Source organism: Bradyrhizobium erythrophlei, from assembly GCF_900129505.1.
Taxonomy (GTDB): domain Bacteria; phylum Pseudomonadota; class Alphaproteobacteria; order Rhizobiales; family Xanthobacteraceae; genus Bradyrhizobium; species Bradyrhizobium erythrophlei_D.
The window spans coordinates 4,108,256-4,127,862 of record NZ_LT670818.1; the positions used below are offsets into that span (position 1 = coordinate 4,108,256).

Here is a 19,607-nt window from a genome sequence, read left to right on the forward strand (position 1 = left end):
CGGCGCGAGGCTCTTCCACGCTCGCGCGATCGCTTCCGCGCGATATGCAGACCTCCCAGATCTTCCAGCAGGAACATGACCTGATGACCGTCACCCCTTCGGACCAATCCATCTCTATTATCGGCGCCGGCGTCGTCGGCCTCTCGACTGCCCTTTATCTGCAGCGCGCAGGTCGTTCGGTGACGGTGATCGATTCGGCTCAGCCGGCCAGCGGCGCTTCCTTTGGCAATGCCGGCCTGATCAGTGCCGATACTTCGGTGCCGATTGCGCTGCCGGGCATGCTCCGCAAGGTGCCGAGTTGGCTGATGGACCGCCTGGGTCCGTTGTCGGTCGATCCACGCTACTTTCCGACGGCATTGCCTTGGCTCTTGCGCTGGATCGAGGCCGGTCGGATGCCGCGGATTCTTCAGATCTCGGATGCCATGCGCTCGCTGCACAGCCAAACCTTCGAGTGTTGGAAGGAATTGCTGGGGCAAAGCCGCTATCACGACCTCGTTCGGCCACTGGGTCAGGTGCACGTCTGGGAAACCGAACAGGAAATGCCCGGTGCGGCGCTTGAACGCAGCCTGCGCGAACGCCAGGGAATTCGTTCCGAGCGTCTGACCGCGGACGATCTGCGTCAGATCTTCCCCGGCCTTAGCCGGGCGGTCACGCGTGGGCTTCTCCTTCCGGGTAATGGCTATACTGTCAATCCGCAGCGGCTCGTCCAGACTCTCGCGGCGCTGCTCACGGAGGCGGGTGGCACGATCGTCTCCGAACGAGTGATGAAAATTATCCCGCGCGAACGTGGCGGCTACACGCTGATGACTAACACGGGTTGGCACCTCTCGAAGGAACTGGTGGTCGCCGCCGGTGCATGGTCAAGTCAGCTTCTCGATCCCCTCGGAACGCATCTGCCACTTGAGACCGAGCGCGGCTACCACGCCATGCTGACGTCTCCGGGTATCACGCTGAAAATGCCGATCTCCAACAAGACCAGGGCTTTCGGCGTAACCCCGATGGAGCATGGCTTGCGGGTCGCGGGAACGGTGGAGATAGCAGGACTCAACGCTCCTCCGAACGAAGAACGTGCGAAAATTCTCCTCGAGCACATCAAGGGGATGTTCCCGGACGTGGATACAAGGGAGCACCGAATGTGGATGGGATTTCGTCCCTCGACGCCGGACAGTCTCCCGATTCTCGGCGAAATGCCGGGACGACCCGGACTCTACCTTGCACTCGGCCACGGGCATTTCGGCATGACCGGCGGGCCTCCGAGCGGCAGGATCGTCTCGCAGTTGATCACAGGCACGCCTCTTGCCATCGACATCTCGCCGTATGCTCCAACGCGTTTCCAGCGCGCGAGTGCAGGCGTCGACCGGAGGATGAGTTGAAGGCTCGCCAAAGCATGTCTACGTAGTGGTGATGCCTTTTTGCCCTTCGTCCGAATTCGCCGCGCGCACGAACCCGACGGCGCCAGGCCGTCGCCATTCGCGCAGGTTTTCTGCTGGTCGGCCACACCCGTCCAGCTTCGCTCTTCGCATTCATCCGTGCCTTTTGGGAGGCTGTAGGAGATAGTTTGCTGACATTGGTCGAAGTTTATGCTGGGGGGTCCAAAGCCAATGAATAGATATTGCTCAACCGTCCGCAGGTAAAATTTATAAAGTAATTTTAAATACATAAGAGTTCGTAATTTTTATCCGGAATGGCGCGCCATTTGCGTACAAAACCATGAACATTCCCGTTCTCGACCTTTTTGCCTGCGAGTGTACCGAAAAGCTTATAAGTTCATCAAATAGTTCGAGGCAGCGACCAAACGCCGACCCTGTTACCGTAGTCTCGCCAGGCAAACGTCCGAGCGTCCGGAGCAACTCCCGGTATGGTCAGCAGGTGACCTTTGCCTGCGCCGAACGCGAAGTGTTCGATGTTGAGGCCGAGATAGACCGCCAGCCGCTTGCCGTCCGGCCAAGAGTAGTCCGGGCGGTCAACGATCGGCGAGTAAGCATAACGATCGTGATAGGGAAGCTGCGTATGGGTATTCCTGCGAAACGAGGTTTGTGACTGGGCAGTGGCTCATGTTAGCAGGAAACCGGTCCCGAGGCCTTCCGCTGCCAGGCGCCGACCAAGCGTTGGCGCCGGCCGGTCACAGGTTACGCAGCGGCACTCAAGAGCATTTCAGTCGGCGCCTGCTCGATTGAGCGAATGGGGATTTGGCAGGAAGCGTGAGCTCGGGTTGTGAGGAATCCAAGCCGACCTGATGCGATTGGGCCGGACCATCGCCACCACAGACTCCGACCGGAGTGCCGTTTGCCTGCCTCAAGGACTGCAATGCATAGGCGGTCGGCACAGTATTTGCTTTGCCAATTCATTCAGTCGATCCCGCAACTTGATCGCGGTCATGGAGCCGAGATGCCCACCAAACCATTTCACTTGGCCTGGTTCCTTCAGGGATCGAGCGTGCAGGCCTGGGGCGAGACCTGGACCGGACACATCGGCCAGACCTGGATGAAGCCCGAGCTGTTCCTGAACGTGGCGCGCGCGCTTGAGCGCGCCTGCTTTGACTACATTCTGCTCGAAGACTCATCCTATGTCGGCGAGAGCTTCGCTGGCTCGACCGAGATCTATCTCAGGAACGGCATCGCCGTGCCGCGTCAGGATCCGTCGGTGGTGGCCGCGCTGATGACGCAGGTGACATCGCGCATCGGCATCGTGCCTACTTTTGGAACATACGCCTATCACCCCTATTTGCTCTCCCGTCTGGTGGCGACGCTCGACCAGGTGTCGGGTGGGCGCATCGGCTGGAATGCCGTCACCGGCAGTTCGGACTTCGCGGCCATGAACTTCGGCATGCCGGGCATGCCGGAGCACGATCTGCGCTACGACATGGCTGACGAATACATGGAGGTCTGTAATGGCCTGTGGGACTCTTGGGAGCCGGGCGCTGTTATCGCCGATCGCAAGAGCGGCGTGCTGATCGACCCCACCAAGGTCCACGCCGTCAACTACAACGGCAAGCATTACAAGACGCGCGGGCCGCTCAATTCCGGGCCGGCGCCGCAGGGCCGGCCCGTGATCGCCCAGGCCGGCGGCTCGCCGCGCGGACGCAAGTTCGCGGCCGCCCATGCCGACACGATCGTGGTCCATGTCAAGGGCATCGAGGCGATGCGCGCCTACCGCGACGACGTCCACGAGCATATGATCGCATGTGGCCGCAAACCTTCCGATTGCAAGGTGCTCTACCTCATCAACCCGATCCTCGGCGACACCATGCAGGACGCCCAGGAGCGCAAGAAGAGGCGGGCCGCGATCGCGATGGAACGCATCGAGGAGCGGCTCGCGCATTTTGGCAAGGTGACCAATATCGATTTCGGCAAGTTCGACCTCGACAAGCCGCTGCCGGACGATGTGACCACCAACGGCCACCAGCAGAATCTCGAGCAGTACCGCCTCATGGCGAAAGGGCGCTCGATCCGGGAGACGATGGCGAGCTTCAATGCGGTCGACCTGTCGGTCGAGCTCTGCGGCACGCCCGACGCCGTCGCCGCGCGCATGGGCGAAGTGATGCAGGAGGTGGGCGGCGACGGATTCCTGTTCTCGATGCCCAATGTCAACAGGCGCACGCTCGCCGAGATCGAAGACGGGCTGGTGCCGGCGCTGCAGGATCGCGGCCTGATGCGCACCGCCTACGAGCACAAGCATTTCCGCGACAATCTTCTGGCGTACTGATCACCCTAAGCAGGAAGGCAGAAAGCCGTCATGCGCAATCATCGTTCTCCAACCAAATTCAGCCGCCGCGCGGCAATCGGCCTGCTGGGCACAGGCCTTGCGGCGCCGTTCATCCGCCCTGGTCATGCCGAGGCGGCATGGCCGGAGCAGACCACGATTCCCGACATCCTGAAGGGCAGCGGCGAGGTCCGCGTCGCTACCTTCGGCGGCACGATGCATGAGACCCAGCAAAAGGCTTATTTCGAGCCGTTCGAAAAGCTTTCCGGCATCAAGGTGCGTGCGTTTCCCGGCACGAACCCGACCAAGATCAAGGCCATGGTCGAGACCGGCAACGTCGAATGGGACATCGCCCAGCTCAGCCGCGGCTCGATCATGAATCTGCAGAAGCAAGGCGACTACTTCGAGAAGATCGACTACTCCCTGATCGACGACGGTGTCGACGCCGCGTACCGCTTCGAATACGGCCTCGAGATGCTGGTGTGGGCGCAGGTGATGGCCTATCGGACCGACGTCTTCAAGGGCGACGCGCCCAACGGCTGGGCGGACTTCTGGAACACCAGGAAGTTTCCCGGCGACAGGGCCATGGGCGGCACCGGCGCCGGCGGCTGGCCGGAGATGGAATTCGCCCTGATGGCGGCCGGCGTGCCGGCCGACAAGCTCTATCCTCTCGATATCGACAAGGCTTTCGCAAGCTATGACGAGATCAAGAAGGCGGTCGTCAAATGGTGGGACACCGGCGCCGTGCCGATCCAGCTTCTGACCGACCGCGAGGTCGCCATGACAACCGTCTGGAACGGCCGCGTCGCGGCCCTGCAGGCGGCCAACGTTCCGGCGGCCATATGCTGGAATCAGGGCCTAATGAAGCGCGACGCCTGGGGCATCCCCAGGGGTGCCAAGAACGCCGCGAATGCCATGAAGTTCGCAGCCTACTCCACCATGGCGATTCCGCAGGCACGCATCGCTTTCGGAATCCCCTACGGTCAGGTCAACGCCAAGTCGAACGACTACATCCCGCCCGAACGGCTGGCCGTGCTGCCCAGCGCCCCCGCCATCAAATCGCAGCTCGTGAACTACGATTTCGATTGGTGGATCGACAATCGCGACACCGTCGTCAACCGCTTCAACAAATGGCTTTTGAGCTGACAGCGATGACCGGGGCTGGCCGCGGCGCGTCGGTATCGCTCAGCAACCTGGAAAGGAGCTATGATCGCGTGGCCGCGGTGGCCGGCGTTTCGCTCGACATCCTCTCGGGCGAATTTCTGACGCTGCTGGGACCGAGCGGATCCGGCAAATCGACGACCTTGATGATGATCGCCGGCTTCGAGACGCCGACCGGCGGCGACATCGCTATCGACGGGAAGTCGGTCGTCGCCGTGCCGCCCTATCGCCGCAACATCGGCATGGTGTTCCAGAACTACGCTCTGTTTCCTCATCTCACCGCGGCCGACAATATCGGATTTCCGCTAAAGCAACGTGGCGTCGGCAAGGCTGAGCGGGAAAAGCTGGTCCGCGAGGCGCTGGCGCTGATGCAATTGCCTGACCATGGTGAGCGCTACCCGCGCCAATTGTCCGGTGGCCAGCAACAGCGGGTCGCTCTCGCGCGCGCCATTGTGTTCAAGCCGCGCCTTCTTCTGATGGACGAACCCCTGGGCGCGCTCGACAAACAGCTCCGCGAGAACCTGCAACTGGAGATGCGCCGCCTTCATGCCGATCTGGGCATCACCTTCATCTATGTCACGCACGACCAGGAGGAAGCTCTCACCATGTCGGACCGTATCGCCGTCATGAATGCGGGGCTGGTGGCGCAGGTCGGACGACCTGAGGATCTGTATGACCGGCCGGGCAGCCGCTTCGTCGCCTCCTTCCTCGGCGAGTCGAATTTCCTGCCGGCCATCGTGCGCGGCATCGAGGACGATGTCGTGGTGGCCGAGTGCGAAGGGGCGATCATCCGCGCTTTGTGTCCTGGCCGGCCCGCCACGGGCGAGAAGGTCATGCTCACGACGCGTCCTGAGCGTATCCGCTTCGCCGACGGCGCCTTTGCTTCGACCGCTTCGCAGAACCGTCTCAGCGTCACCGTGACCGAGGCGGTGTTTGCCGGCGAACGCTGCCGCTACATGTTGCAGGCACGCGACGGCACCACGATGGTGCTGAAAGAGCCGTCGAGTGCGGCGATCCGGCGCCGCGCGGTCGGCGAGCGGACGGAGATCGCCTGGTCGGTCGCGGATACGATCCTTGTCTGAGGGGGTCGAAATCCGTTTCGAAGGACTAGCCGCCACGCGGCAGAGCGGCCTGCGGCTGCCCTGGCGACTGTCCTCGCGGCCGGTCATGCCGCTGCTGCTGGCGGCGCCGCTTCTGCTCTTCATGCTCGTATTCTACGCATTGCCGGTGCTGTCGATGTTGATGCGCAGCGTCAACGATCCCAGCTGGACGCTGTCGCAGTATGCGTCCCTGACGGGCGACACAGTGTTCCTGAAAGTCTTCTCGAACACACTTTACGCGTCGTTGACCGTCACCGGGGGGGCCCTGTTGCTGGGCTATCCTGTCGCTCTCTCGCTGGTGCGTGCGCCGCGCTACGCGCCGGTGATCCTGATCCTGATCCTGCTGCCATTCTGGACCAGCGTGTTGGTCCGCAGCTACGCCTGGATGGTGCTGCTGGGCCGGCACGGCCTCATCAATGAGGCGCTGCTCGCGGCTGGCATGATCGACCAGCCGTTGCGCATCCTCAATACGCCGCTGGCGACCCAGATCGCGATGGTTCACATCCTGCTGCCCTACATGGTTCTCCCGATTGCCAATGCGCTCCGACAGATCGATCCGTCGCTGGCACGCGCGGCGTCCGGGCTTGGCGCCACGCCGTGGGCGACCTTTCGGCAGATAACGCTGCCGCTCTCCATGCCGGGCGTCGCCGCCGGCGTGCTGCTGGTATTCGTGCTGGCGCTGGGCTTCTACATCACGCCGGCCATGGTCGGCGGCACGCGCGAGATCACGCTATCGATGCTGATCGCCCAACAGGTCGATCAGCTCAACTGGGCCTATGCAGCGACCCTTTCGGTCGTGCTGCTGGCAACGGCGCTCGCCATCATCGCGGCTTTCTACCGGCTGCCTGGTGTCGGCCATACGCTCCGAACGAGCGCACGATGACAGTCGCCCGCGTGCTGCCGGCGACGCTCGTAGGCCTAATCCTCATGTTCCTCGCCTTGCCCATCGTCGTCGTGATGGTGGTCTCGTTTTCTTCGGCGACCTACCTGACGTTTCCACCGCCGGCTTTCGGGTTGCGCTGGTACAGGGCCTTTTTCGCCAGCGACGATTGGTTGCGCTCCACCTGGCTCAGCCTCTGGGTCGCAGGCTCCGTGGTCGTCCTGGCGACGCTGCTCGGCACGCTGGCAGCGCTTGGCATCGCCCGCCTGCCCAAAGCACTCCGCGTTCTGGCCTCTGCGCTGATCCTGTCGCCTTTGATCGTGCCGGTGATCGTCGTAGCCATCGGCATCTACTACGCCTTCGCCCGTTACGGCCTGGTCGGCACGCCGGCCGGCCTGATCCTCGCCCATACCTGTCTTGCGGTGCCCTTCGTTGTCACCAGCGTGAACGCCAGCCTGGCGGGCATTGACCCCCGCCTGGAGCAGGCGGCGCTTAGCCTCGGCGCCACACCCACCGGCACTTTTTTCCAGATCACGCTGCCACTGATCCGCCCTGGCGTTCTGGTCGGCGCCCTGTTCGCCTTCATCACATCGTTCGATGAGCTGATCATTGCGCTATTCATATCCGGCTCGGGCGCGGTCACGCTGCCGCGCCGCATGTGGGACGATTTGCTCTATCAGATCGAGCCGACCATCGCGGCGGTCTCAACCCTGACCATCGTGCTGACGGTTGTGTTGATGGGCTGCGCCCACCTCCTGCGAGAGCGAGCGCCCACCTGACCCTGGCCGAGCCGAGACGCCGCGGTTATAGTTGACGGTACGGGAATTTCCTTGGACGCCAAGTCGTTCAATTTCTGTATGGGCGATCGTCATAAGGGGCCTTGCCAATTAATGAAGCCATTTTTGGCTAACGACTGCCTAGCCTCTTGATTTTGTTGCTTTCCCTGGCTTCCCTAGGAAGTCCCATCTTGATCCGACGACGCCTTCAGAAACCGTCGAATCACCTCAAATGATTACCATCAGCGAGTGTCGGTATCGGTGGTTGCGCCTCCCCGCAACCACCGATACCGACGCTCCCCCTTGTGAAAGCCGCGGGAGCGTTCTTCTTTGTAACCATCCCAATCGCTTGTCTCGAAGCCTCGTTGGACCCCTTTCTGGCGCAAAGCGGACCTACGCCTCCGCTGTCAAAGGCCGTTGTCGGCTGTTGCGCTGGCTCTCGCGCAAGGAGTGCAGCTACGCCTCGTTCAAAGCTTGCGCGATGTCCGCGATCAGATCAGACGGGTGTTCGATGCCGATCGACAGCCGGATCGTGGAGTCGAGGACGCCTATTTTATGGCGTATGTCAGCCGGAACGCCGGAGTGGGTCATGCTTGCGGGCAGGCTGGCAAGCGATTCGGTGCCGCCCAGGCTCACCGCCAGCTTGAAGATTTGCAGCGCGTTCAAGAATTTGAATGCGGCAGCTTGGCCGCCGACAATGTCGAAGGAGAACGTGGAGCCAGCGCCGGTGCATTGCCTCGCGAACAGACGGCCGGCGGGGGAGGCCTCTTCGTGGTGAGCAAGGTAGTGGACTTTCGCGACCTTGGCGTGGTCGCGCAGGTAATCCGCCACAAGCCGCGCGTTTCTGTCAGCCTTTTCCATGCGGATGCTCAGTGTTTCGAGCGACCGGCTGATCATCCAGCAGGAATGGGGGTCCAGTTGGGTGCCGATGGCGCCTCGCAACGCCTTGATGTCTTTCATGAGGGCTCTCGAGCCGAGCGCGGCGCCCGCGATTAGGTCGGAATGACCGCCGATATATTTGGTTAGCGAGTACAACGAAAGATCCGCGCCGTGTTCGATCGGCCGCTGAAACACTGGCCCCAGTAGTGTATTGTCGCAGGCGACGATCGGCGTGTGCCCCTGAGCCTGGCCGATCATCTCGGCAACGCGGCGGACCATCGCGATATCGACAAGGCCGTTGGTGGGATTTGCCGGGGTTTCGATGAAAATCATCGCTACCCGGCCTTTGAGCAGGGCATCTTCCGCCGCCGTCCTGACCGCGGCTTCGTCGATGCCGTCGGCAAAGCCGACCGCTCCGATGGAGAGGCCTGCAAGCGTCTTCGCAAGCAGAGTTTCCGTCCCGCCATAGAGCGGTTGAGAGTGCAGAATAACGTCGCCAGGGCGGGCGAACGTGAGAATCGTGGTCGCAATCGCCGCCATGCCGGACGAGAACAGCGCGCATTTCTCGGTGCGCTCGTAGACCGAGAGCCTGTCTTCGACGATCTCGCTGTTGGGATGATTGAACCGCGAATAAACCAGGCCCGCACCCATCCCCTCGGGAGGCTCGCGCCGACCCGAGACGAAATCGAAGAAGTCCTGTCCGTCTTCGGCGGTCCTGAAGACGAAGGTCGAGGTCAGAAAGACCGGTGGTTTGACGGCTCCTTCCGACAGTTGTGGATCGTAGCCGTAGTTCAGCATGAGCGTTTCGGGATGCAGCATGTGGTTGCCGATGTGGGTCTTCGACGGAAATGGCTTCACCATGGCCTGCCTCGCTGTCAAGACGATGCGGTCAGGAGCGGCGGATGCGACGGCACCCAACGGCTCCGGTCAACGTTGCCGGGATCAGCGTAGCAACATCCGGGACTGATTTCACCGCGCTTAACGCGATTTCGCAGCGCTTATCCGGGCTCTCTGTTAGGAAAGATCACATTCGAGCGCGTCGCGAACTAGTTGCCGCGCATTTTTTGATCAGCCCAATTCTTGAGATCGCCGACTGTCAGGACCTTTAGGAATGGATTGGCCCGGATAAGTTTGTCGCGGGTGGTCCGACCACTGACGTCAGCGGAGGCCATGAGGGAGGCAGCGTCGGCACTCTCTGCACCGGAAAGCAGAGCCACGGCGCCTGCCGGTCCGGCGAAATAGGTCAGGTACAGAGAACCTGGCGTGACAGGCAGGCCGCGCTTATTCAACATAGCGGCATATTGCTCGAGCACTCGCGTAATGATTTCTCGAGCAAGCTCTGGATCCCGCCTTAGCTCTAAAACTTCCTTGTCGCTGCGGCCTCGGATTAGATCGCGTCGATGCTTTCGGATGGCTTCGTGCCAGGTATCTTCAAGGAATTGACCGGTCCCTGCGGCACTTGACCGTTTGTTCTTTGTATTACGGTCACCATTCGATTCGATCGCGATGATGCGCTCTACTAGGGCCTTTACGCCACTTTTTTCGATTGGCTCCCGATTTAAGTAAGTGCCCCGAAATAGATAGAAACTTGACATGAAAACCAGCGCAATTGCCATTGCCAAGACGAGGGTTAAAATTTCGGCGGAAAGCCATTCTCGCGATGCTGTAGCGGACCCACGCTCGTCCGGGCGAGGCGGCCTGATTTCGTCAGCGTCCCCTATATGCTTTGCGTTATGCACGAGGTGCGGCGGGCTGGCGCCTGCCATCTCGACGTCCAACTGGAATTGCGCGGCTAGGTTTTGCATCCGGGCGACAGGTTCAATGCCTCGAGCAAGCCAGCAAAGGCATTTGGCCGACAGGGCTTGATCTTGATCTCGGCACTCGCCTTTGGCCGATCCGTCTTCGCAGCTTTCTTCGACTCTTGGTGCTTCGGCCTAGGCTTCGGCTCTACGACAACGACCTTTTTCTCATTTGCGCCGAGCTTGTGCTGATTAGTTATATTTGGAACCCGTTGTGGAACGATGGTTGTCATGTCCGGTTTAGCAAATGGTCCGAAGGATGACGGCTGAGCCAGTGCGTCATATTGCAGAAATGGAATTTCGAGCCGATCGGTTTTCGTTAAGGTACCGCGAGAATCGCTCATGCCAACTGTTGTTGATTGTGCGAGCGGCTCACCAGCAGCTTTTGTAGTGCGCGGCGCTGTCTCGAGCTCCATGATAGCAAGTGTGCTGACGCCAACAAGGATGAGAGCCGCTCTCATCATGATCGTTCTCTTCCCGAACGAAGATCTTTGACCAGAGTTAGCCAAGTATATTCTCGCTAACATCGGAAATATTTGCGCGACCGAATAAGGCGGCTTAGCGGCAGAACTGAACTGGCCGCGGCGGCAGCGAGATAAGAATAGCAATAGGGTTAATAGCGACACCCGCAAGCAGACTACTGACGTGGGTTGCCGTTTGAACGCTTCCTTTGCTGCCGTCCTGCATACTTCAAGCGACTTGCTGGACGGCACACCTACGCCTCTACTGTCGTGTGGCGCCGGTAATGCGACTCCGGCCCATGCAGTTGCAGCAGCTCATAACGCGGTCATCCGCGTAAAGCTGCAAAACTGGCACTTTTCGGACATGCCGCGAATTCCGGAAAGCGGAAGTTCGATTTCGAGGCTGCCAAGGGCAGCTTATGGCACAAAGCGGCCGTTCCTTAGTACGCCGCTGTCACCTATGGGCTAACTTGGAAGAACAAGAAGCAGCAGGTCTTTCCTCGCAGGGCATCCTTGAACTGGCCGACCTGCGGAAGCCCACCGCGAGAATGGCCGTTCAATACCGCCGCCCTCAGCTCCTCAAGAAGTCGTTGGCTGCGATCAGCCCCTTCAGCATCTTCCGAGCGTCGCCGCCGCAGGCGGAGATGGCCTGGCCGGCGGCCACGTCCAGGTCGACGGAAGATTACGCAGAGGCTTGGGGCGCAGCGGGCGCACGAGATGGGCCAATGGCTGGTAGCCAGGACCGTAGGTTCCCACGCGCTGGAATGAAAAACAGCCTTTGCATCAAGGGATTGACTGACACTCTCTCCGCCAGATCATATTGAAATATAAAGTAAATCTTTGTTTTTCGATGGTTGATCCCCGGATTGCTTCTGGGCGGGACAGGGTTTTGGAGAGCCAGTGTGATCCGTCCTGAAATTCGGTCGAGAGCCCAGCTTAACTGCGCTTTGCCTTTGTTTCTGCACCCTTCACACCAACGCGATACCGCGCACAGACCCATTGGTGCAGGTCGACTACGTGCGCGTCGTAGATTTGGATATTGGGGCGAGCAAATCGGACATCTGCGCGATCAGAGTGGTCATCATTTCGGAGCGCGCCGGCAGAACTCGAGCCTGCAACCGCGCGTTGGTATAGAAACAGCTATGGAAAACGTCGAGTCTACCGGTCGTCCGGCGGTTGATCGCTAAAGAACAACACCGAGGTCGGGGGTTCGACTCCTTCCACGCTACGCGGCGCTACGATTTGCTACGCCAAATTACGATTTCTGCGCTTGATGACGACGTCCGGGGGCGTTCACGCGGGAAACAGTCGACCCGGCGCTTATGGTGCGAAGCGGACGTTGGCTGAAGCTCTAACGTCAGTGAAGTACAACAAGAGACCTGCACCCAGCGATTGATCGAATCGCCGCCAAGCCGACGCTGCTCGAAGCTGCGGGAATGATGACGAAGTCGCCTGGCTTTCACTTGAGTGTCGAAAATGAGTGCGCCGTAGGCAGCGCGCGCCGGTCATCAGGCCCGCCTTGTGGTCGACAAGCACAAGCACGGCGTTCGCTGACGCCAGCGGCTCGTATAGCTCGTTGGGCTGGTCGTCACAATGTTTCCTATCGTCAAGACGGGCTTCGAAATCGGCGTCTTCGGCTGTCGCGATCGGGTAACGAAGCGCCTGTCCCGCGTCTCCTTCTGACTCCTTTAGTCGAGACTGCGACGATAGTGGGTTGGAGTGTGGCCGGTCAGTCGATGGAATGCGGCGGTGAATGTACTGGTCTCGCTGAAGCCGACATTGAGCGCAATCGCGGTGACGGACAGCTCACGATTCGCCAGTAGCTGCTTGGCACGCTCGATCCGGCGATTGGCGTGATATCTGTGCGGCGGCATGCCGAAGGAACGCTTGAACGATCGGGAGAAATGGAACGGACTTAACCGTGCCAGTTCGGCGAGGGTCACGAGCGGGATGTCGTCGGCGACATGTTCGTCAATATAGGCGGCCACCTGCTTTTGCTGCCAACACGCCAGACCGCCACGGCTGACCGGCGCGTTAGGCGCCGCGTCACCGTTGATGCGAACCAGTTCGTGCGTCAGCAGGACACCGAGCGCCTCGGCGTATCGCCGGTGTATCGAGTTCGGGTTCTCGACCAGCGATTTGAGCTTGAGCGCGATCTCCCACAGGTCACGATCGTAAAAGAACAGGCGTGGCTTGAACTCGACCTCGGCAAACCGCAGCGCGGGATCGGCGAGAGGCCCGCGCGGATCAATGTAGATGTAGGTTGTACGCGTCAGCGCGCGCGGTCTCTGCGATCCGTGAAAATCATGGCCAGCAGGAACGAAAGTCAGCTTCCGCGTGAAATCGCGCAAGGTCGACCGAGGCAGGCCCTCGACAAAAGTCTCACCGTCGTAGCGCTCAGCAAGCTCTGCCGCAATGAGCAGATGGCAGGGAGCCCGGAATCCATATTCAAAGGGCCTGTGTCGCACGGCCTGGACCGTTTCCACGTGCACGCCCCGCAATGCCGCGGAGTGGCGACGAAAAATCTCAGGTGGCGAGAAGTCAACACTCGATCGAGCTTCAACATCCGACTGCAACGGAGCCGCCGCGTGAAATTCGGGGATCGGAGATACCGGAGGCGAAAGGGAAGCGCTTTGACTCAAAGTCACTTGGGCGCGATTGGCCATTGTTCGATCTCACTCGTTGCTGCTCGATCTCACCCGCTGCCCGCCTTGCGGCCGCTGCATGCGAGATAGCGCGACCGCACAATCCATCAAGACGCGTGCTACCGCTCTCACGGCGAGTTGAAATTCGAGCGTCACGAAGATTTGACCTCGCATGGACATCTCCATCGACGGGTGTAAGCGCTCACAGCATCATCGCCGCGTACCCATGGCCTGAGGGAATTTGCGCAAGGCCGGCCCAACGGCAGCAAGACGGCCAAAGTCATCGTCGAGGTCTGTCCATAGTTCTAGAAGGCTGAACCATGTGAGCACGGGCGTCGCGCCTACTGCCGCCGACCATTGGCAGGAACCCGGCGCATCGAATCGAACCACACAGCCAGACCAAACACAGCCAGACCCAAGGAGATTGCAGATGGCTTCCAATTCCAACCGAGGTGTTGTCTATCTCAAGCCCGGCAGCGTCGAAGTTCAGAAGATCGATTTTCCGAGCTTCCGCAATCCGGCCGGAAAAACCATCGATCACGGAGTCATTCTCAGGGTCGTGACGACCAATATCTGCGGCTCCGATCAACACATGGTCCGGGGCCGCACGACGGCTCCAGCCGGCATGGTGCTTGGCCATGAGATCACCGGCGAGGTGATCGAGAAAGGCCGTGACGTCGAGTATCTGGAGATCGGCGATCTCGTATCGGTACCTTTCAACGTCGCATGCGGCCGCTGCCGCACCTGTCGGGAGGGCGACACCGGCGTCTGCCTTCACGTCAACTCCGATCGCGCCGGAGGCGCTTATGGATATGTCGATATGGGCGGATGGATCGGCGGGCAGGCCGACTATGTGATGGTGCCTTATGCCGACTTCAGCTTGCTGAAGTTTCCGGACAAGGCACGAGCGATGGAAAAGATCCGTGATCTGACCTGCCTTTCCGATATTCTGCCGACCGGATTCCACGGTGCCGTCACAGCCAAGGTCGGCGTCGGATCGACGGTTTACGTCGCCGGCGCAGGGCCGGTGGGTCTCGCAGCCGCGGCGTCGGCGCGCATCCTTGGCGCAGCGGCCGTGCTGATCGGCGACATGAACAAGGAGCGGCTCGCCCACGCCAGGAAGGTCGGCTTCGAGCCGATCGACCTTACGAGGCACGATCGCCTCGGCGAACTCGTCGCCGACGTCCTCGGAACCCCGGAAGTCGACTGCGCAATCGACTGCGTCGGCTTCGAAGCAAAGGCACAGGGAGCCGATGGCAAGGCGGTCGAGGCGCCTGCCGTCGTTCTGAACAGCCTGATGGAAATCACGCGGGCGGCCGGCGCGATCGGCATTCCCGGCCTGTATGTAACCGACGATCCCGGCGCAAAGGAACGGGCAGCGAAAAATGGCAACCTCAGCCTGCGTCTTGGTCTCGGCTGGGCAAAGTCCCACACCTTCCACACTGGCCAAACGCCGGTCTTGAAATACAACCGTCAGCTTATGCAGGCGATCCTCTGGGACAAACTGCCCATCGCCAAGATCGTCAATGTCAAGGTCATCAATCTTGAGCAGGCGCCGGAAGGCTACAAGGACTTCGATGCCGGCGTCGCGAGCAAGTTCGTCATCGATCCGCACGGGGAGCTGTCCAAGGCGGCGTAAGAATCGAGATGGTGACTGCGCAGCTCTCCGATCGGAAATGGCGCCACTGCCCTCGGCAGCGGCGCCATTTCCATCTGACCGTCGCGGAGAGTTCATTCGGCGGGCGACTGGGCGGCCCTGCCCGACCGACCTGCCGCCCCCTCTTGGATGAACCGGGCGAGGCCGGTGTGCACAAGGGCAGCGATAATCGCGCCAACGATCGGGGCAGTCAGATACAACCAGGCATCATTGAAATTACCGGTCGCGACCATCGGGCCGAGTGCCCGCGCCGGGTTGAACGGAGCGCCCGTGAGAGCCCCGCCCATGACGATGTTGAAGGTCAGCGTCATTCCGATCGCCAGCGGCGCGAGGCTGCCGGCGCGGCCCGCGACCGCGGTGGCAAGGACGACCGTAACCAGGAAAAAAGCCAGCACGGCTTCGATCATGAAGCCGGCCTCCGGCGTGATCGAAAGCGTCGTGCCGCCCAAAGCCAGGTTGTGCGCGAGAGCGGGCAGGCCGAGGCCCGTGGTGGCGCCGCCCAGAACGGTCCGCAGCAAGAGCGCGCCGGCGACGCCGCCAATGAGCTGGCTGATAATATAGCCGACCGCCTCGCCAACGCTCATCGCGCCGGCGGCGAGCACGCCGATAGTGACAGCGGGGTTCATGTGCCCGCCCGACACGGGGCCGTAAGCGAAAGCGAAGGCCATGATAGCCAGGCCGTGGGCAAAGGCAACCGCTGTGATGCCGTTGAGACCGGCGCCGCCGCCGACCACGGCCGCTGCGCCGGCGCCGATGAATACGAACGAGAAGGTGCCGATGAACTCCGCAAGGAGCTTGGGTGCAATCCGATTGGACATGTTTTTCTCCGGGGACGAGATTGGCCGCCGGGCGCGATCAGGTTTGCGCCAGGTAACGATACGTCGGTTTGGGTGAGCCGGCGGCATGCGAAGCGCGCCGCCGGCCTTCGAAGCGCGCGGGCCTACTCCGCAGCCGCCATCTGCGGTTTGAAATCGATGCCCAGTGCCTTTGCGACGCCAGCGCCGTATGCGGGATCGGCTCGGTAACAATGGACGGTCTGCCGCGTGACGATCTCGACCGGCACGCCCTCCATGGCCGCCTTGTAGTTCTGGAACAGCTGTTCCTTCTGGTCAGCCGACATGAGCCGGAATAAGTTGCCGGGCTGACGATAGTCGTCGTTGCCGTCGCGGTGATTGTAGCGGTCGGCATCTCCCGAGATTTTCAGCGGTGGCTCGCGGAAGCGCTCGTCCTGAACGGGGCCGCCCATCGAGTTCGGCTCGTAATAGGCATCCGCATTAGGGTTGCCTGCGAGCCGCATCGCACCATCGGCGTTGTAAGTGTGCACGGGGCAGCGCGGTTTGTTGACGGGAAGCTGATCCGCATTGACGCCGACGCGGTAGCGGTGCGCATCGGCATAGGAGAAGATGCGCGCCTGCAGCATCTTGTCCGGCGAATGGCCGATGCCGGGCACGATGTTTGCGGGCGAAAGCGCGGCCTGCTCGACCTCGGCAAAATAATTCTCCGGATTGCGGTTGAGCTCGAGCACGCCGACCTCGATCAGCGGATAGTCCTTGTGCGGCCATACTTTCGTAAGGTCGAAGGGGTTGTACCAGTGTTTGCCGACATCGCTCTCCGGCATGATCTGCACCGAGAATTTCCACTTGGGGAAATCGCCGCGCTCGATCGATTCGAATAGATCGCGCTGATGAGTCTCGCGGTCGTGGGCGACTTTCTGGGCGGCTTCGGCATTGGTCCAGTTCTTGATGCCCTGCATGGTCTTGAAGTGGAACTTGACCCAGTGGCGCTCATTCCTGGCGTTGATGAACGAGTAGGCATGCGAGCCGAAGCCGTTGATATTGCGATAGCTCTGCGGCAGGCCGCGGTCCGACATCAGGATGGTGACCTGGTGTAGGCTCTCCGGCGACAGCGACCAGAAATCCCACATCGCGGTCGGCGAGCGCATGTTGGTTCTTGGGTGCCGCTTCTGGGTGTGTATGAAGTCAGGGAACTTCAACGCGTCGCGCACGAAGAATATCGGCGTATTGTTGCCGACCAAGTCCCAGTTGCCTTCCTCGGTATAGAAGCGCAGCGCGAAGCCGCGGACGTCGCGCTCGGCGTCGGCGGCGCCGCGCTCGCCGGCAACCGTGGAGAAGCGCAGAAAAGTTTCGGTCGTCTTGCCGGGCTGCAACGCCTTGGCCTTCGTATACTTGGTGATGTCGTGAGTGATGGTCAGCGTGCCGTAGGCGCCCGAGCCCTTGGCGTGCTGGCCGCGCTCGGGAATTCGCTCGCGGTTTTGGCGGGCAAGCTTCTCGAACAGAACGAAGTCTTGCATCAGCACCGGCCCGCGCGGACCTGCTGTGATGCTGTTCTGATTGTCGGCGATCGGCATGCCACCGTCGGTGGTGAGTGTTGGGCGTTTGTCCACGGATTACTCCTGTATTGCGAGACATTGAGATCCCGGCGGTGCCACCGCTCTGCGACAGCGTTACTCCTGCTTTCGCAACCCCGCCTGTTGGAGGAATTGCGTTTGCGAGACGCCGGGCGTGAATGAGAATGTATGGATTCGCTTTGCGATGACTTTGGTTGGATTGCTGTGATTGCCCCGGTTTGCGATAATCTGCGGCAGGCGGAAGTTGTTCGGTTGCTGCCCACGAGGGTTCGGCGAGCGCATTGCTGCAATGCGCGAACCGTCGAACATTCTGACCGATGCGCTGCCGATGATGTCGATGCCGGGCGAGGGTTTAGTGGCGTTCCCCCGTGTGCGCGACAGGGCCGCGGGAGGTGTGGATCTCGCCGAACACTCAAACGTGATGGGCAAAGTGCTCGTTTCCTCCTACCTCCGTGAGAGCGGCGCGTGGCTTTTGTTCCGACGTACCCGGACCTCCGTACCGCAAGGATATCCGGACCTCCGTACCGCAAGGATATAGAGGCAGGAGCAGTTGATGCGGGATCGCGACGTGCAACCATCGGGACTGACGCGACGGCGCGTACTGGGCGGGATGGGCGTTGCCAGCTTGGCGCTATTGTATTCGCCGGTGTCGGCGCAAGAGACGGTCGATCTGCATGTGCCGGGCGGCCCGAGTACGCGGATGATCACTACCTCCTATCCGCAAAAGGGCCGAATAATTTTGCAGCGATCCAGCCCGCCATGGCTTGAGACGCCCTTCGAGGTCTTCGACAAAGGCGTGTTCACCCCTAACGACCAGCATTATGTGAGCTGGCATTGGGCCAATTTTCCGGGCGACATCGATGTGGATAGCTTTCGTCTGACGGTGCGCGGCCTGGTCAATCAGACCCTTTCGCTGTCGCTCAGGGATATTTTGCAGGGCTTCCCGAGATTCGATACCGCCGCGGTCAACCAGTGCGCCGGTGCGTCGCGCATCTACGCCGTTCCACGCGTTGCCGGCGCTCAATGGGCAAATGGTTCGATGAGCAACGCGATCTGGACCGGTGTGCGTCTCAAGGACGTGCTTGACCGTGCCGGGATAAAACCTGGCGCCATTCAGGTCCGCTTCGGCGGCCTGGACGAGCCGGTGATGCAGGACGCGCCGAAATTCCTGAAGTCGCTGACCATCGATCACGCCCGCGACGGCGAAGTGATGATTGCTTTCGGCATGAACGGCGAACAGCTTCCGTTGTTGAACGGATTTCCGCTGCGACTCATCGTGCCCGGCTGGTGCGGGGCTTACTGGATCAAGATGCTGAACGACATCGAAGTGCTGGATCAGCCCGACACCAATTACTGGACGGCGACTGGCTACCGCGTACCCGATACGCCGCACAATACCGTCAAGCCTGGTGAGACCGGATTCAAGATGGTGCCGGTGACCCGCAACGCTCCGCGGTCGTTCATCACCAACATCCACAACGGCGACAGCGTGCCGGCGGGGACGCCGGCTACGGCGCGAGGCATCGCTTTCGGCGGCGATTGCGGCGTTGCCCGCGTCGATCTATCGATCGATGGTGGCAAGAGCTGGCAGCCGACCCAGCTCGGTGCCGACCAGGGGACATACGGGTTTCGGCAATGGCAAACGCAATTTACGCTGCCTGCGGGCGGCGCGCAAACTCTGATGGTTCGTTGCACCAACACCAGGAACGAGGCCCAGCCCGATTTCCCGATCTGGAATCCCGCCGGCTACATGTACAACACCATTGAAACGACCCATGTGGTTGCGGCCTGAGGAGGAACCACGAATGCTACGTGTTTTTCTGCCGACGGTCGCCGTTCTGGGTCTCGTTGTCTTGCCGCATCTCGGTCAGGCTGCAACGCTGACGACGTTGAAGTCGCTGAAGCTCGATGTCCCCACCAGCGACGCGATGTTCCCCGCCGGTCCGGGATCGGATGCGATCAACAACAACTGCCTGGCCTGTCACTCGGCCGACCATGTGTTGAACCAGCCTTCGTTGTCCAGGGAGACCTGGCAAGAGGTCGTCAACAAGATGATTAAGGCCTACAAGGCTCCTGTCAGCCCTGACGACGCCAAAGCGATCGTGGACTATTTGGTCCGCACCAAAAACCCTTCATAGATCCGGTAACGCAAAGCTCGCAGCGATCATATTCTCGCGCC

At 61.0% G+C, this 19,607-nt stretch carries 16 protein-coding genes; 9 read left to right on the forward strand and 7 right to left on the reverse strand.

What is annotated here, in order from left to right; translation table 11 throughout:
- Positions 1–83: 83 nt before the first annotated feature.
- From B5525_RS19125 to B5525_RS19150, 6 genes are all read left to right on the forward strand, one after another.
- Positions 84–1,373 (forward strand): NAD(P)/FAD-dependent oxidoreductase, encoded by a 1,290-nt coding sequence (locus B5525_RS19125; protein WP_079573546.1) that lies wholly within the window; start codon positions 84–86, stop codon positions 1,371–1,373.
- 1,015 nt (positions 1,374–2,388) lie between these two features.
- On the forward strand, positions 2,389–3,705 hold the full coding sequence (locus tag B5525_RS19130) for an NtaA/DmoA family FMN-dependent monooxygenase (protein WP_079567400.1): 1,317 nt from the start codon (positions 2,389–2,391) through the stop codon (positions 3,703–3,705).
- Between the two features lie 30 nt (positions 3,706–3,735).
- Positions 3,736–4,848, forward strand: coding sequence for an ABC transporter substrate-binding protein (locus tag B5525_RS19135; protein WP_079567401.1), 1,113 nt, complete (start codon positions 3,736–3,738; stop codon positions 4,846–4,848).
- Positions 4,849–4,853: 5 nt separating this feature from the next.
- Positions 4,854–5,945, forward strand: coding sequence for an ABC transporter ATP-binding protein (locus B5525_RS19140; protein ID WP_079573548.1), 1,092 nt, complete (start codon positions 4,854–4,856; stop codon positions 5,943–5,945).
- A complete protein-coding gene (locus B5525_RS19145; protein WP_079567402.1) occupies positions 5,938–6,846 on the forward strand; it encodes an ABC transporter permease in 909 nt (302 codons plus the stop codon). Before B5525_RS19140 ends, B5525_RS19145 begins: the two co-directional genes overlap by 8 nt.
- On the forward strand, positions 6,843–7,622 hold the full coding sequence (locus B5525_RS19150) for an ABC transporter permease (protein WP_079567403.1): 780 nt from the start codon (positions 6,843–6,845) through the stop codon (positions 7,620–7,622). The genes B5525_RS19145 and B5525_RS19150 overlap by 4 nt, the downstream gene beginning before the upstream one ends.
- Before the next feature lie 453 nt (positions 7,623–8,075).
- On the opposite strand, the gene B5525_RS19155 is transcribed toward B5525_RS19150, so the two are convergent.
- The 4 genes from B5525_RS19155 to B5525_RS19175 all read right to left on the reverse strand — a co-directional run bounded on the left by B5525_RS19155 (position 8,076) and on the right by B5525_RS19175 (position 13,424).
- Positions 8,076–9,359 carry a cystathionine gamma-synthase family protein gene (locus tag B5525_RS19155; protein WP_079567404.1) on the reverse strand — a complete coding sequence of 428 codons (1,284 nt, stop codon included), beginning with the start codon at positions 9,357–9,359 and terminating at the stop codon, positions 8,076–8,078.
- A 185-nt stretch (positions 9,360–9,544) separates the two neighbouring features.
- Complete coding sequence (locus B5525_RS19160; RefSeq protein ID WP_244567951.1) at positions 9,545–10,264, reverse strand: lytic transglycosylase domain-containing protein; 720 nt, start codon at positions 10,262–10,264, stop codon at positions 9,545–9,547.
- 26 nt (positions 10,265–10,290) lie between these two features.
- Positions 10,291–10,761 carry a hypothetical protein gene (locus tag B5525_RS19165; protein WP_079567405.1) on the reverse strand — a complete coding sequence of 157 codons (471 nt, stop codon included), beginning with the start codon at positions 10,759–10,761 and terminating at the stop codon, positions 10,291–10,293.
- Positions 10,762–12,446: 1,685 nt separating this feature from the next.
- A complete protein-coding gene (locus B5525_RS19175; RefSeq protein WP_079567407.1) occupies positions 12,447–13,424 on the reverse strand; it encodes an AraC family transcriptional regulator in 978 nt (325 codons plus the stop codon).
- A gap of 409 nt (positions 13,425–13,833) precedes the next feature.
- Here B5525_RS19175 and fdhA point away from each other — a divergent pair, with 409 nt between their 5' ends.
- Complete coding sequence (gene fdhA, locus B5525_RS19180) at positions 13,834–15,042, forward strand: formaldehyde dehydrogenase, glutathione-independent (RefSeq protein ID WP_079567408.1); 1,209 nt, start codon at positions 13,834–13,836, stop codon at positions 15,040–15,042.
- Positions 15,043–15,134: 92 nt separating this feature from the next.
- On the opposite strand, the gene B5525_RS19185 is transcribed toward fdhA, so the two are convergent.
- From B5525_RS19185 to B5525_RS44050, 3 genes are all read right to left on the reverse strand, one after another.
- Complete coding sequence (locus tag B5525_RS19185) at positions 15,135–15,878, reverse strand: MIP/aquaporin family protein (protein WP_172899926.1); 744 nt, start codon at positions 15,876–15,878, stop codon at positions 15,135–15,137.
- A 122-nt stretch (positions 15,879–16,000) separates the two neighbouring features.
- Entirely contained in the window at positions 16,001–17,428 is a 1,428-nt protein-coding gene (locus B5525_RS19190; protein ID WP_079573552.1) for a catalase, read from the reverse strand.
- Positions 17,429–17,524: 96 nt separating this feature from the next.
- Entirely contained in the window at positions 17,525–17,857 is a 333-nt protein-coding gene (locus B5525_RS44050; RefSeq protein WP_154073308.1) for a hypothetical protein, read from the reverse strand.
- Positions 17,858–17,981: 124 nt separating this feature from the next.
- On the opposite strand from B5525_RS44050, the gene B5525_RS19200 reads away from it, so the two are divergent.
- A complete protein-coding gene (locus B5525_RS19200; RefSeq protein WP_079567411.1) occupies positions 17,982–19,220 on the forward strand; it encodes a molybdopterin-dependent oxidoreductase in 1,239 nt (412 codons plus the stop codon).
- Between the two features lie 13 nt (positions 19,221–19,233).
- Positions 19,234–19,566 (forward strand): c-type cytochrome, encoded by a 333-nt coding sequence (locus B5525_RS19205; protein ID WP_079567412.1) that lies wholly within the window; start codon positions 19,234–19,236, stop codon positions 19,564–19,566.
- The last annotated feature ends 41 nt before the right edge of the window (positions 19,567–19,607 follow it).